Origin of the sequence: Nitrospira sp., assembly GCA_024760525.1 — a bacterium.
GTDB lineage: Bacteria > Nitrospirota > Nitrospiria > Nitrospirales > Nitrospiraceae > Nitrospira_D.
Map to the genome: position 1 here is coordinate 161,167 of CP060499.1, position 14,237 is coordinate 175,403.

8 protein-coding genes are annotated in these 14,237 nt (G+C 56.1%); 6 read left to right on the forward strand and 2 right to left on the reverse strand.

From position 1 onward, the window contains the following. Window positions 1-172 precede the first annotated feature (172 nt). Window positions 173-2,539 (forward strand): PAS domain S-box protein, encoded by a 2,367-nt coding sequence (locus H8K04_00740; GenBank protein ID UVT16128.1) that lies wholly within the window; start codon window positions 173-175, stop codon window positions 2,537-2,539. Beyond that, entirely contained in the window at window positions 2,536-3,189 is a 654-nt protein-coding gene (locus tag H8K04_00745) for a response regulator transcription factor (GenBank protein UVT16129.1), read from the forward strand. Before H8K04_00740 ends, H8K04_00745 begins: the two co-directional genes overlap by 4 nt. Before the next feature lie 1,310 nt (window positions 3,190-4,499). On the opposite strand, the gene H8K04_00750 is transcribed toward H8K04_00745, so the two are convergent. Next, a complete protein-coding gene (locus H8K04_00750) occupies window positions 4,500-5,321 on the reverse strand; it encodes a VacJ family lipoprotein (protein ID UVT16130.1) in 822 nt (273 codons plus the stop codon). A gap of 491 nt (window positions 5,322-5,812) precedes the next feature. Between H8K04_00750 and H8K04_00755 the strand changes: the two genes are divergently transcribed. Further along, window positions 5,813-6,664 (forward strand): universal stress protein, encoded by an 852-nt coding sequence (locus tag H8K04_00755; GenBank protein ID UVT16131.1) that lies wholly within the window; start codon window positions 5,813-5,815, stop codon window positions 6,662-6,664. 540 nt (window positions 6,665-7,204) lie between these two features. On the opposite strand, the gene H8K04_00760 is transcribed toward H8K04_00755, so the two are convergent. Continuing rightward, window positions 7,205-8,149 (reverse strand): glutathione S-transferase family protein, encoded by a 945-nt coding sequence (locus H8K04_00760; GenBank protein ID UVT16132.1) that lies wholly within the window; start codon window positions 8,147-8,149, stop codon window positions 7,205-7,207. 237 nt (window positions 8,150-8,386) lie between these two features. Between H8K04_00760 and H8K04_00765 the strand changes: the two genes are divergently transcribed. The 3 genes from H8K04_00765 (at window position 8,387) to H8K04_00775 (ending at window position 14,237) form a co-directional block, all read left to right on the forward strand. Beyond that, window positions 8,387-9,601 carry an efflux RND transporter periplasmic adaptor subunit gene (locus H8K04_00765; GenBank protein UVT16133.1) on the forward strand — a complete coding sequence of 405 codons (1,215 nt, stop codon included), beginning with the start codon at window positions 8,387-8,389 and terminating at the stop codon, window positions 9,599-9,601. Next, window positions 9,598-12,729 (forward strand): efflux RND transporter permease subunit, encoded by a 3,132-nt coding sequence (locus H8K04_00770; protein ID UVT16134.1) that lies wholly within the window; start codon window positions 9,598-9,600, stop codon window positions 12,727-12,729. The genes H8K04_00765 and H8K04_00770 overlap by 4 nt, the downstream gene beginning before the upstream one ends. A gap of 239 nt (window positions 12,730-12,968) precedes the next feature. Next, the gene (locus H8K04_00775) at window positions 12,969-14,237 is read left to right on the forward strand and encodes an SUMF1/EgtB/PvdO family nonheme iron enzyme (protein UVT16135.1); all 1,269 of its coding nucleotides are present in this window, start codon (window positions 12,969-12,971) and stop codon (window positions 14,235-14,237) included.

The following is a 14,237-nucleotide window of genomic DNA, read 5'->3' on the forward strand; positions in this document are numbered from 1 at the left end:
CAGAATTCTTCTCACGTAAGGGCTTGCCAAGTGAGAGCGACTAACTCAAGTGAGGAATGACCGCCTCGCCAAAGAGCATCGGACTGTTTAATTAGCATAACTAATATAATGGCTCGCACGGATTTGGTCTTGCGAGGTCTGTGTAAGTAGACTAGAATCGACTCCTCTCGCCATGGCACCCAAGGCCGCAAAAAAAAAGCGTTGGGTGAGGGCCCAACCGCTTTCACACGCATACCACACCGGGGATCGGCAGGGAAACGCGGTCGAATCGGCTCGAGAAGATTTCTTTGCCGAAGCCTTTCGTCTCAGTCCTTACCCAATCGGTATCACGGAACTCGACACTGGGCTTTGCCTGGAAATTAATGACGCCTGCCTGGAGATCTTCGGGTTTAGTCGGGACGAAGTCATTGGGAATACCACGTTGACGTTGCAGATCTGGCCTCACCCTCGTGATCGTGCTCGGTTCATCAATCGATTGAATTCCGAAGGATCGGTAAAAAACCTTGAAGTGTCGATGCGGACGAAGAAAGGAACGCTACGACGATTCCTCATCTCGACGAATCTTATCACGGTAGGCGGCAAGCGTTGCCTACTGACGATCGGGAACGACATCACGGCAGAGGACGATGTGCGTGGAGCCCATGACGAGTCGAAACGAAGTGTCCGAGAGAGCATCGCGGGAGTCGAGCGAACGAATGGCGCGATGCGGGACGGTGGCGAACGGTTTCCGTTGTTCATCGAGCATGCACCGGCCGCGATTGCGATGTTTGACCGCGACATGCGCTATCTGGCGGCGAGTCGCCGTTGGATGGAAGATTATCGGCTGACCGGAGATATCGTGGGCCAATCTCACTACGACATGTTTCCCGACGTCTCATCGCGGTGGAAAGAGGTACATCGACGCGGGTTGGCTGGAGAGGTTCTGAGCGCAGATGAAGACCGGTTCGTTCGAGATGACGGCACCGTGCAGTGGATCACCTGGGATGTCCGCCCTTGGTATAGCGGCGACCAGATCGGCGGCATTGCGATTGCGACGGAGGATGTGACGGCTCGTGTGGAGGCAAAGATCGCGTTGCATGAGCGGGAGGAACGATCGGATCAAGTCATCCGATTGGCCAACTTCGGAATTTTCGACCATGATCACCGGAGCGGGAAAGTGTACTGGTCGCCGGCCATGAGGGAAATCTATGGCGTGGGATCGGACGCTCCGGCCTCCCTGGAAGGTTATATCCAGCTGATTCATCCGGAGGATCGCGAAATGGTCGTCATGGCGATCAAACAAGCCCACGACCCTACGGCTGACGATTTGTTTTCAATGGAACACCGTCTTTTGCGTCCCGACGGGAGTGTCCGCTGGGTCAACTTTCGATCATGGACGCTATTCGAGAGTGACGGCCCCGTGCGTCGTCCCACCCGGACCTTGGGAGCGATGATCGACATCACGAAGCGCAAACAAGCCGAGGAGGCGTTGAAAATAAGCGAGCGGCGATTCGCCTCCTTTATGGATAATTTGCATGGCTTTGCGTGGATCAAAGATGCTCAGGGACGGTACCTCTATGTCAATCGGCTGTTTCAAGAATCCGTCCTGAGAGGTTTGGAGTGGAAAGAGAAGACCGCCTTCGAGTTGTGGCCTGCGGAGGTCGCCGAGCAGTACGATTTGAATGATAGGAAAGTGCGGGAGAATCGGGTCCCGCTTCATACTGTCGAGTCGTTCATCCAAAACGGAGAGATTCGGCACGCCCTTGTCAGCAAGTTTCCCATCATCGATCAGAAGGGCGCACCGTCGCTGTTTGGGGGTGTCGCGGTCGACATCACCGAACGCAAGCAGGCGGAAGAGGCGCTACACCATAACCAACTCGAGCTGCATCAACAGCAGGTCCAGCTGGAGGAGCTGACCTCCAAGTTACTGACGGCTCAAGAGCATGAGCGTCAGCGAATCGCCCGTGATCTGCATGATGATGTGAGCCAGCGACTGGCCGCATTGGTCCTGGAGGTCGCGTCGTTCGAGCGCCAGTCTTCCAGCGTGCCGGTCGAACTGGCTCACGCGCTGACGCCGATTCGTGAACAGTTGGAACAACTTTCGGATGATGTGCATACCCTTGCATACCGGCTTCATCCCTCTCTCTTGGAACACGCAGGACTGCGTCCTGCAATCGAAGACCATGTTCATCAGGTCTCCCGGCGCACCGGCTTGCCCATCCACCTCAAGATTACCGGGGTTCCGAATGCGGTCCCGCTCGATCACGCCACCTGTCTCTTCCGTGTGATGCAGGAGAGCGTCCAAAATGTGGTGAAACATGCGCAGGCAACGGCAGTGGCGGTCCAACTCCGTGGATCGTCGAAGGGGATCGGATTGTCTGTTACTGACAATGGGAAGGGATTTGACCCGCATGACCAGAGCACCCATCAACAGGGCTTGGGGTTGAGTAGTATGGAGGAACGGTTGCGGCAACTGCAGGGATTTTTTCGGATTCAGTCCAGGCCGGCCAACGGCACGAAGGTCTGTGCCTGGGTTCCTTGCGAGTTGGAGGTCATATGAAACGACCACGTATCTTGATGGCGGATGACCATGCCATTGTCCTGGCTGGGCTTCGGAAGTTGGTAGAAGCCGAAGGCGAGGTCGTTGGCATGGTGGAGGACGGGCGAACCTTGGTGGAGAAAGCCCAGCAGCTTCGCCCCGACATTGTGCTGCTCGATATCTCGATGCCGCTCCTCAACGGGTTGGACGCGGCGCGACAATTGACCAAACTGGTGCCGGAGAGCAAGCTCATCTTCCTGACGATGCACGCCACACCCACGTATGCGACCGAAGCCTTTAAGGCCGGTGCTGCAGGTTATCTGATTAAACGGTCGGCAGCGGTGGAACTCAAGCAAGCGATCCAGGCCGTGATGCGGGGGCAGCACTACATGACTCCGTTGATCACGAAGGATGTGTTGGCAGCGACGCTCCAATCTCCCGAAGGCCAGCCATACAAGCCGGTGGTGACGTCCCTCACGCAGCGGCAGCGTGAAGTGTTGCAACTCGTTGCGGAGGGAAAGGGAACCAAAGCGATTGCCTCCATTCTGAATATCTCTGTGAAGACCGTCGAGTTCCACAAATTTCGCATCATGGGCGAACTTGATCTGCATTCGACGGCCGAGTTGATCAAATATGCAATCGCTGAAGGTCTCGTGAGTGTGTCCTCATAGGCACACGTACACGGTCTTGGTTTCGTTCCGGTCTCAACATCGTTTTCGGCTGAGAACCGGGCGGAGTCCCTTCACAAACTCCGGCATTGGTGGAAGTTTCGCGCTCCGGTGAATGGTCCAGAATCTCTCGCCTCTCGATTTGAGATGGATGCTAGTAATATCCCTTTTTCTTTCCAGGGATTTTACTAGTTCACAAGCTCCGCCCTCACCCATTATCATCCATTAGTTATCCAGTGTCGTGTATTCGAGTGTCGATGGGAATTGTTACTTCGGATTCCGAATCCGTTAGTGTGTGGGAGGGGGCCATGCAGTTCTCGGCGATCATAGACCGTGTCCATCATGCGCTCAAGCAGTTTGGTACACATTGTTCTATGGAAGAGGTTGTCGGCCTCTGTCCGGATCTGACCTGGAATCAAGTCCACCTATCTATTGATTACTTGAGCAAGACGGGAAAGGTCCGCGTGACGCTTGACCCAGACAGGACATACACGGTCCATCCGGTTCCAGGCGAGCCGTCTCAAGTTTCATCCATAGGGCACATTCAAAGTACCGTCCAGTAATCTTACTAGACCTATCCGCTCGGTGTTTCGCCTGCTCCATTGAATAGCGCAGATGGGTGTGTCCTGGTGGGCAGGCGATCGGATTTTTCGTCTACTCCTCCTTGGAATGTCCATCGGTATCACTCCACATCCAGTTGGGTCACGCGTTCAATCGAATGCGATGGCCGGGTCAGCTTCGACGTTTGGCAGATTACTTGACAGTCGATTTTGTCAGGAATAAATTTGAGGCAGACGTAGGTTCCCGAAGAGCAGTGGGGCCGAGTTGTTGTATGGCATCAGCCCTGTGATGTCATTCTTTTCAGCTTTGTCCAGGGGAAAGATGTCTGTCGGTCTCATTCCTTGGGAAGTGTGCTTGTGGTCTACCGCTTCGTTGCGTGACGGGTCCGAACGAAAGGAGTAACCATGGATAGTACCTTCTTAATATTTGCGGCCGTGATGCTCATCATCTTCATCGGCGGCATCATCATATACAAGAAGAGCGTCTAATCGGCGGTCTATTCCTTCACCTCGTTTTATTGTGAAGCGGCTCAGTCCCTCGTGAGCTTAGTCTCGCGAGTTGTCAAGGTGCTGGGCGAAAGGTTACCGGTCTGTCTTCTTCTCATCCGTCCTTCCGATTCATCCCTATCACTCATATTGTCCGTGATGTACCCTGGCTGGGATTTCAAGCGAGGAAGCCCGGCTTGAGCCGATTCATCGGCAGTACCAGCCGATCCATGGAGATCAGGGGTGAAACGAGCACCGATCCGATAGTTATTCGCGGATTGCCTTGGCGCGCTTTTGAAGATAGGCATTCCGTACGGCGGCATAGAGATCCAAAGTCGATTCTTCCACACCCTCGAACTTTTCCAGATTCAGGGAGCGCTCGTTTATAACTTCCGTCGCACGCGCGCCAATCGAGATGCCATACGTGAGCGCCCGCTCTTCTATAGAGACCACGGTCGGAATGGCATCGATGTTATGCATGGTCGGCAGGATCAGCCAGTAAATCGGATTGAGGGCAATATCTCCCGCATACCCGACAAGATCCCGAACCGTGTACGGTCCCAAAAGCGGCACCATGATATAGGGGCCGGGCTTGACTCCATAGAATCCAAGCGTCTGTCCCGTATCTTCTTCCGGAGTCGTGAGATTGAATCGCTGGGCCACATCAAAGAATCCCCCGATCCCAACCGTCGTATTAATGAGAAATCGCCCGACTTCTATTCCCGCTCCCTTGAATTTACCTTGAAAGATATTGTTCAGAAACCGCGGAGTCACACGACTATTGTAGAAGATATTGCTGACGCCGTTCTGGACAATATTCGGAATGACGAAGTCGTATCCTCTGGCGACCGGTTTCAGCACCCACCGATCCAGCTGCCGGTTGAATTCAAAGAATTTGGTATTGAGCGGCTCCCAGGGATCATATTCCTCAACGGCCTCTTCGCCCGGCTTCGCAAAGGGATCCACAGGCTCGTCCAGTGATTGGTCGCGAGCAGCGACTGCAAGGGGAAGCATGGAGGAAGCCGAGGAGGCATCCGCGAGCAGAACCGACGGTGTGCTTCGCTCGACATAGGGAGCGTCGGAGCGCATCGAGCCTTCATGTACCGCACACCCTGAAAGCAATATTACTATAACGGCAAGTAGCAACCTGCAAGGTCTTTCAATCCACCGAACCGGCCCACCACCAGTCTGTATCCTCATCCTTTGCGTGCCTTCCTCGTATGAAATGCAAGCCTTCATCGGCAATGCGGTCCCGCACTGTACCAAAAGTCTGCTCACCGGCCAATAATTATTTCTGAATCTTCTTGCTGAGAAACGATACTGCCCTCAGCCGCTTTCCCTTACAGGTATGGCATTACCATTGCTTCTCCGGTTGTCCGGCATCGTCTGTAATGAGTTCTTGCAACAGACGTCGCCTCATGGCTTGACAGAACGGAAGGATTGGTGTGAGCATCATGCGTTTCCTTCCACTCGACATCTTGAACAGTCTGCAGAATGTGCCGATTGAGGTCTTATGCAACCCTGAAAAATGGTCGTCCAGATGAACGCATGAGGGGATTTCTAACGTGGGGAGGGATGGGATGGCGATGAAAGCAATAATAGGGGTAGATGGTTCCCGGTACTCGGAGTGGCTCTTAGGATGGCTGAGTAAGATGCCGTTTCGTTCTTCGCCACATATCACGGCAGTTCATGCGATCGATATCGACTCGGCTCGTGCTCCATTCGTCACGCACCCGTCTGTCAGTGGGCACGAACCCGATGAAGGGGAGGCCATTCACCTCGTAGAGACTCGAGCCAAGCAGGTGGAAATGGAAACGAAGCAGCGTATGGCGGAGCTGGGGTTGGAAGGGTCGGTGCGTGTGGAGAAGGGACAAATTGCGCATGCTCTCCTCAGACGTGCGGGCAAGACTGCACTGATAGCGGTAGGGAGCCGGGGCTTGGACGCAGTCGACCGTTTCGTATTGGGGAGCGTGTCGACAGCGATTACGGTTCACGCGCGTTCTCCGGTTTTGATCGTGAAGGAGCCGCCACAAACCATTCGGCGGATTCTATTCGCAACAGACGGCTCATCCTCATCTACGAAGGCCCTTCAGTTCCTCATCAAGCAATTCAAGGTCAAGTCCGAGGCCGAGCCACTTCATATTCTGCTGGTGCACGTCATGCCGTTTCTGCGCTACACAGTGGTGAAGGAAGCAGGGGAAAAATTGCTTGCCCAAGAGGCGGCCAAGCTTGAGAAGGCCGGGTATCGCGTCAGGGAATTCCCACGCGTGGGACCGGCCGCGGAAGAGATCATGAAAGTGGTGAATCGAGAACAACCGGACCTGATCGTCACGGGAGCGAAGGGGAGAAGCGCTATGGCGCGCTTTCTCTTAGGGAGCGTCTCGACAAAACTAATACACCAGAGCGCATGCTCCGTGCTCGTCGTCAGATAAGCCCATCACCCCGAGAATCCGGCGTACCTTGCATCCATCCATCGCTCGCCCCGTATGAGGGGCGAGCGAAACATCAGTTGGAGAGGGTTTGATGAACCGAGGGCATCACCGCTCTTGGATAAAGTCCCTTCTCCAGGGGAACCCTACGCCGTCAACGTGGCCACCCCCCAGGGAAAGGAAGTTTTCTCGAAGCGGAACGTCCAATTCCTCGACGATACGCTACACGCTCTTTTTATAAACGATAAGCCCACCGAGGAGGAGTGCACCCATCACCAGCGCGAACAGCCACATCATATCCATAACGGCTCCTTTCATTTAAGACCAACGTGAACGCTTGTCCTATGAATGGAGCAACTCTTGTGCTTGAATCGCGCGAAGCGGACTGTCCCTAAACTCCGCAAAAAGCAGCCTATCCGGCCTCGCGTGTGCGGAACGCATCCAGTGAGTTGGGGGAAATGTCCTCAAGACTGTCCATTCAATTGGACAGAAGAAGGGAAGAATGTATCGAATACGCATATGGTCCCGTCAAAAGGCCCACGGCTATCGCAGACGGGCGCGCCCATGCGGCGTGGAAAGATCTTGGTCGGGTCCGATTGGGACAATGCGGGTAGGATTGATGTCGTCGTGCGTGATGTAGTAGTGCCGCTTGATATGATCGAAATTGACGGTTTCAGCGATGCCGTCAGTTTGGTAGAGGTCCTTGAGATACCCAAAGAGGTTCGGGTAGTCGATGATACGCCGGACGTTGCACTTGAAATGTCCATGGTACACCGCGTCGAACCGAACCAAGGTGACGAAGAGCCGCCAGTCGGTTTCAACCAACTCCGGTCCGAAGAGATACCGGCGTGATGCAAGACGCGCATCGAGTTGATCCAAGGCGGCGAACAATCGTCCTGCCGCTCGTTCATAGGCGCTCTGAGATGTGGCGAATCCCGCTCGGTAGACCCCGTCGTTCACGTTCTCGTAGATAAAAGTGTTGAGCTCATCGATCTCCTGCCGCCATCCGTCCGGGTACAAATCGATCGGACTTTCAGTGAATCGATTGAATTCACCGTTGAAGATTCTCATCAGGTCATCGTCGGAATTGGTGACGATGCGTTTGGTCACGCAATCCCACAGGACCGGAACCGTCATCCGTCCGATATAGGCCGGATCGGTCTTTTTATAGGCTTCGCGCAAAAACTGAAACCCATTGATGGGGTCGAGGGAATGTCCCGCGCCTTCGCGAAATGCCCATCCTCGCTCGTCGCGAATTGGGTCCACGACCGTCATACCGATCACCGTCTCGAGTTTCTTCAGCTTGCGCACGATGATCGTGCGATGTGCCCACGGGCAAGCCCATGAGACGTAGAGATGATAGCGGCCGGCTTCGGCAGGATAGCCCGAGCTCCCATTGGCGGTCACCCATTCCCGGAACGCATCGGGCTGTCGGGTAAACTCCCCGGCCGGCGATTGTTCGTCGGGAAATTGCGCCTGGATCTCCATACACAGAGCCGCTTCCTTTCGGAATCAGTATCTCATATCGACGACCCAAGGTGTTAGGAGGCCTCAGGATGCCTGACGCGTTTTGCTACGGCATCGAATCCGGATCGTAGCAAAAGGCCACGATTGTTAGGCGTTGCGCGAAGAAAACAACGTATTTGAGGGGCATGCCCCGTGCGAGAAGGCTAGAAGGGGGAGGTGTCTCTGGGTTTGGAGCACACAGCCAAGGAGTTGTGATTTGTGGATAGTCCCGGGCTGAATCGGAACGCGACCTTCTTTCTGGCCTATGCCATGCGTTGTCTAGTGGCCGTTGCAATCGTGGCAGCAAGCATCGGCTGCGAGAACAAACCGGCGGCGGATATCTCAACAGTCAATCCGGACTCGCCTCCCACACGGCCGGGATTCGTGCGGCTGACGCCGGAAGAGTTATCTCGGATGCAGCTGGAACTTACGCCGGTGGTGCAGGGGCAGATTCTTTCCCATCGTGAGTTTCCCGCAACCGTTCAAGCCAACCAAAACGAATTGGCCGAGGTCACCACGCTGATCCGTGGCAGGGTTGTGAAGGTCCATGTCGATGTCGGACAGGATGTGAAGAACGGCGCACTGTTGGCAATGCTCCACAGTGTGGACCTTGGCGTCGCGGAAGGAGACTACCTCAAAGCCGGGGCACGGTTGCATGAGGCGGAGCTGGCGCATCTCCGCGCCAAGGACCTGTACGACAACAAGGCTGTCAGCTTGGCGGAACTGCAACGACGCGAAGCTGCCATGAAGACGGCACGAGCCGAACTGCGAGAGGGAAAGAACCGCCTCGAGCTGCTTGGTGTGCCACCGGAGGAGATCGACAGACTTGATCGGGAATTGACGATCAAAGCCGACATGCCCTTGCGCGCCCCGTTCGATGGGCGGGTCATCACACGCAACATCACGCGGGGGGAAGTGGTCGAGACGGAACAAAAGCTGTTCACCGTGGCCAATCTCACGGATGTGTGGGTGATCGGGAACGTGCCGGAGAAGGATGTCCGGTTCATCCGCAAGGACCAGAAGGTGAATGTGGTCGTGGCAGCCTATCCCCATGCAATCTTCAGCGGAACGATCACCTATGTCGGAGATGTGCTTGATCCCGCAACTCGCACGATGAGTCTCCGGGTCACGGTTCCTAACACCGATCGTCTGTTGAAACCGGAAATGTTCGCCATCGTCAGCGTGTATGTAGCATCCGGTCCGGACGCACTGAGCGTACCATTGGCGGCGATCCAAGACGGACCTGCCGGCAAGATGGTGTTTGTTCAGCGGGGGGCCGGCGCGTTCGAGGCGCGGACAGTCAAGTTGGGGAACGAAGAGAGCGACGTGGTCAGCGTACTGGAAGGGGTGAAGGCAGGCGAGCAGGTCGTCACAAAGGGCTCCTTCGCTCTCAAGTCGGAAATGGAACGGCATAAGATCGAGCCTTCACTATGATCGCCGCGCTTCTCGAATTTTCACTCCGGCAACGGATCCTGGTCCTGGGGCTGGCCTGTCTGTTATCCGTCGTCGGCGTCTTTGCCTTTCAGTCTATCGCCATCGATGCCTATCCCGACGTGACCAACATCCAAGTGCAGGTGCTGACGGAGGCGGCCGGTCTCTCACCGGTCGAAGTGGAGCGATTCATTACGTATCCCCTCGAACTCCAGATGACGGGTCTGCCGGGTCTGGCGGAAATCCGATCGCTCTCCAAATTCGCGCTCTCTCAGATCACGGTGGTGTTTCAAGACGACGTCGAAATCTATTTCGCCCGCCAGTTGGTCTTGGAGCGGATCATGGCGGCCAAAGAGCGGCTACCGGAGGGGCTCGAACCCGTGATGGCTCCTGTCACCACTGGGTTGGGCGAGATCTATCACTACTATGTCGAAGGATCCCATGCGACGGCGACCGATCCTCAGGTTGTCGAAAGAGAATTGACGGATCAACGGACGATGCAGGACTGGGTTCTCCGCCCTCTGCTGAAGAGCGTGCCGGGTGTGATCGATGTGAACGGCATGGGCGGATTCGTGAAACAGTATCAAGTCCTGGTGGATTCGGCCAAGCTCCGTAAGTTCGACTTGACGATCCACCAGATCTATGAGGCGGTGGTGAAGAACAACGCCAATGTCGGAGGCAATGTGTTGGAACGGCATGCCGACCGCTCGATCGTGCGAGGGCTGGGGTTGATCAAGACTGCGGGCGATATCGAATCCATCATCGTGAAAGAGGTCGGCGGCACGCCGGTATTCGTTCGGGATGTCGCCGAAGTCCGGATAGGCCACGCCGTTCGCCATGGTGCCGTGGTTCTTAATGGGGAACGGGAGGTCGTGATTGGGACGGTGCTGATGCTCCGCGGAGGCAATGCCCGTCAGGTGGTCGAAGCGGTCAAGGCCAAGGTGCAGGATCTGCAACAGAGTACGATCCTGCCGGCAGGCACGAAACTAATCCCATTCTATGATCGCATCGAACTGGTGAATGCCGCCATTCAGACGGTGCGCGACGCGTTGATCGAAGGGATCGTACTGGTGGTCTTCGTCTTCTTTTTCTTTCTGGGCCATGTGCGCAGTGCCGTTGTCGTGACCGTCTCGTTGATCGTTACCCCTTTGATCACGTTCATCGCCATGCAGCGGCTGGGGCTGTCCGCCAACTTGATGACCCTCGGCGGGCTGGCTATCGCCATCGGTGAGATTGCGGACGGCTCACTGGTCGTGGTCGAAAACGTATATCGCCATCTCGCGCAGACCAACGGGGAGACTGGAAAGAGCAAGGTCGACGTGATTCTGCGGGCCACAAAAGAAGTGGGCCGGCCGATCCTCTTCGGCATTCTGATCATCAGCGTCGTCTTCCTGCCGCTCATGACCTTGCACGGAATGGAGGGGAAGATGTTCGCGCCGCTGGCCTACACACTGGTAATCGCGCTCCTGGCCTCGGTCGTGGTGACGCTGACGCTGTCGCCGGTGCTCGTCTCGTTGTTCCTGCGCGGTGATCATCAGGAAGAAACCCGTGTAACGCGCTGGATGAAGGAGCGCTATCTGCCCGTGCTCCGGTGGACGCTCCGGCATCGCGGCCTCGTCCTGTCCGGGTCGATCGTCATCGTATTGAGCAGTCTCGCTCTCATCCCATTCGTGGGGCGGGAATTCATTCCACTGCTTGAGGAAGGAGCCCTGACCCCCCAGATTGTGAAACTGCCGAGTGTATCGCTGGCCGAGTCCATCGAAATGGAAAAGCAGGCCCAAAAGGTCATGTTGGAGTTTCCCGAAGTGAAGTTGGCGGTGAGCAGAATCGGTCGGGCCGAGATTCCCTACCATCCGGAAGATCTATATGAAAGCGACCCGATCGTGTCCTTGCACGACCGGAGTCTCTGGAAGACGGCGAGGACCCAATCAGGGTTGACCGACGCCATGAGGAAAAAACTGGCGGAGATCCCCGGCATCTCCGTCCTCATGAGCCAGCCGATACAAGAACGGGTAGACGAGCTGATCTCCGGCATCAGGACCCAATGCGCCATCAAGCTGTTCGGAGACGATCTCGATGTGCTCCGCGACAAGGCGCAAGAGATTGCTGCGTTGATGCAGCAGGTCAACGGCGTCAAAGATGTCAAAGTCGAACCGATTGCCGGCCAGCCCTATCTCATCATCGATGTCGACCGGCAAAAAATCGCCCGCTACGGCATCAACGTGGCCGACGTGCAGGAGATCATCACCACTGCCATCGGAGGCAAGGTGGCGACTCACGTGTACGAGGGTGAACGGCGGTTTCAGTTGACCCTTCGATTTCCGGAACCGCAACGCAACAGTATCGGCACCATCAAGGAAATTCGGGTGAAGTCGGCGGCCGGTGCACTGATCCCGATGAGCGATCTTGCCACGATCGAGATGCGCGAAGGCCCGGCCCGCATCAGTCGCGAGCATGTGAAGCGGCGCATTTACATCGGCTTCAATGTCGTCGGGCGGGACATCGGCGGCGTCGTGGATGAAGGCCGCAAGAGGCTGGCGACGCAGATCCGCCTGCCGGAAGGGTACAGCGTCGTGTGGGGCGGGGCATTCGAAAATATGGAACGGGCCAACGCGCGGCTCTCGATCGTCGTGCCGATTACCTTGGGACTCGTCTATTTCCTCCTGTTCTGGGCGTTCCACTCGCTACGTTACGCAACGTTGATTTTTCTCAATCTCCCCTTCGCATTGATCGGTGGCGTGGTTTCGCTGTGGCTGAGCGGACAGTATCTGAGCGTGCCGGCGTCCATCGGTTTCATCGAGCTGTTCGGGCTCGCAGTAGGGAATGGCATCGTCCTCGTCTCCTACATTAATCAGCTGCGGAGCGGCGGGAAACCAACGGACGAAGCGATCGTCACCGGATGCAGCCTGCGTCTTCGCCCGGTCGTGATGACAATGATGACCACATTGCTGGGGCTCCTGCCGCTGGCGCTGGCCCAGGGGATTGGGGCTGAGGTCCAACGGCCGCTCGCCAGCGTCGTCATAGGCGGGCTCTTCACATCGACGGCGCTGACGCTGGTCGTGTTGCCTGTGCTCTACAGCATGTTCGCGGGGGAGGTGGTCAAGACAGAGGAGGCGCCGGAATGGGTGTAGTGAGACGAGCGTGGTGGTCCTTTTCCCGTCGCGTGGCGTGGATGGGATAGGGATGAACCGGTGGAGAGCAAGGAGTCGTTAACGGTCCCTAAGGACTTTCTTCGCAGGCGCGAGTCTACCGCTACATAGGGCACTAAACTTGTATGAGTATGTGGTGAGTTTGCCGAGGAAAACCATCATGGCAAGGAGGCGAGGCCGGCTCCTGGTGTCATCACCATCAATCGGGAGGGGAAAATTCCATGAGACAGATGCTGGCAAAGCTGACCTTGTTGTGTCTCTTCATTGCTCCGGAGGCGATCGCGCAGGCTGCCGGTGCCGGTGAGCAGGACTTTGCCAAGGGGGAAAGCCTGTTGAAGAACAAACAGTATGCGGAAGCACGCGCATCGCTGGAAGCCGGGATCCTGAAAGAGCCGTCGAATGCGCAGGCGCATATCAACCTGGCTGAAGCGTGCCGAGGCTTGGAGGCCTGGACCTGTGCGGAGGACCATTACGAAACGGCATTGGACCTGGATGCCAAGTCCAGTGCGACCGGGTCGACGCAACCGCGTTTACGAAAAGCCACAGTGTGGCGGTCCCTTGAGGAAGTGACGACATGGCGCTTGCTGGACGAGGCGAAGCAGCTGATTGCTTCCGGGAAGATTTCCCCTGAAAGGATGAAACAGGCGGAAGACGCCCTGGACAGTGCGAATGAGCTCGGTCTCACTACCGATCAACAAGCGCTTTATCTGCAGCTGCAGGCGAAACTTCCACGACAGCGATCCGTTGCCGTATCGAACAGGCTGACATTGGGCGGATCTCCAGGAGGAGTGGGATGGACCGATATCCAAGACATGCCGATGATACTGGTGCCGGCAGGGGAATTCACAATGGGGAGCCTGATGGGCGATGATGAAAAGCCTGTGCGACGCATCTATTTGAATGCCTTTTACATGGACAAATATGAAGTAACCGTAGGCCAATATGCCAGGTATCTGGAGGTGACGGACATGGAAGAGCCTCCGGATTGGAGCATCATGAATCAACCCCAACATCAGAGACGACCGGTCGTCAATGTCAATTGGGAAGATGCCGTCAAGTACTGCAAATGGGCCGGCAAACGGCTGCCGACGGAGGCGGAGTGGGAGAAAGCGGCACGGGGAACGGATGGGCGTATCTATCCCTGGGGCAATGAGGCACCCAGTCGGCTCCACGCGAATTATGGAAGAAAAGAAAGGGATGACCATATGGCGTTAGTCCCGGTTGGGTCGTTTGAAGAGGGCAAGAGTATGTATGGTATCTACGATATGGCCGGCAATGCATGGGAATGGGTCTTCGACTGGTACGACCATGATTATTACAAGAATGGTCCGCGGAAAAACCCAATCGGGCCGGCAAAAGGTGATGGGAAGGTGGTACGCGGTGGGTCCTGGCTGTACGTTGCCGAGTTCCTGCGTTCCGCTCACCGGTTCAGTGCGCAGCCGACGAACCGATACTTCGGCTACGGATTCCGTTGCGCAAAGACGCCGTAA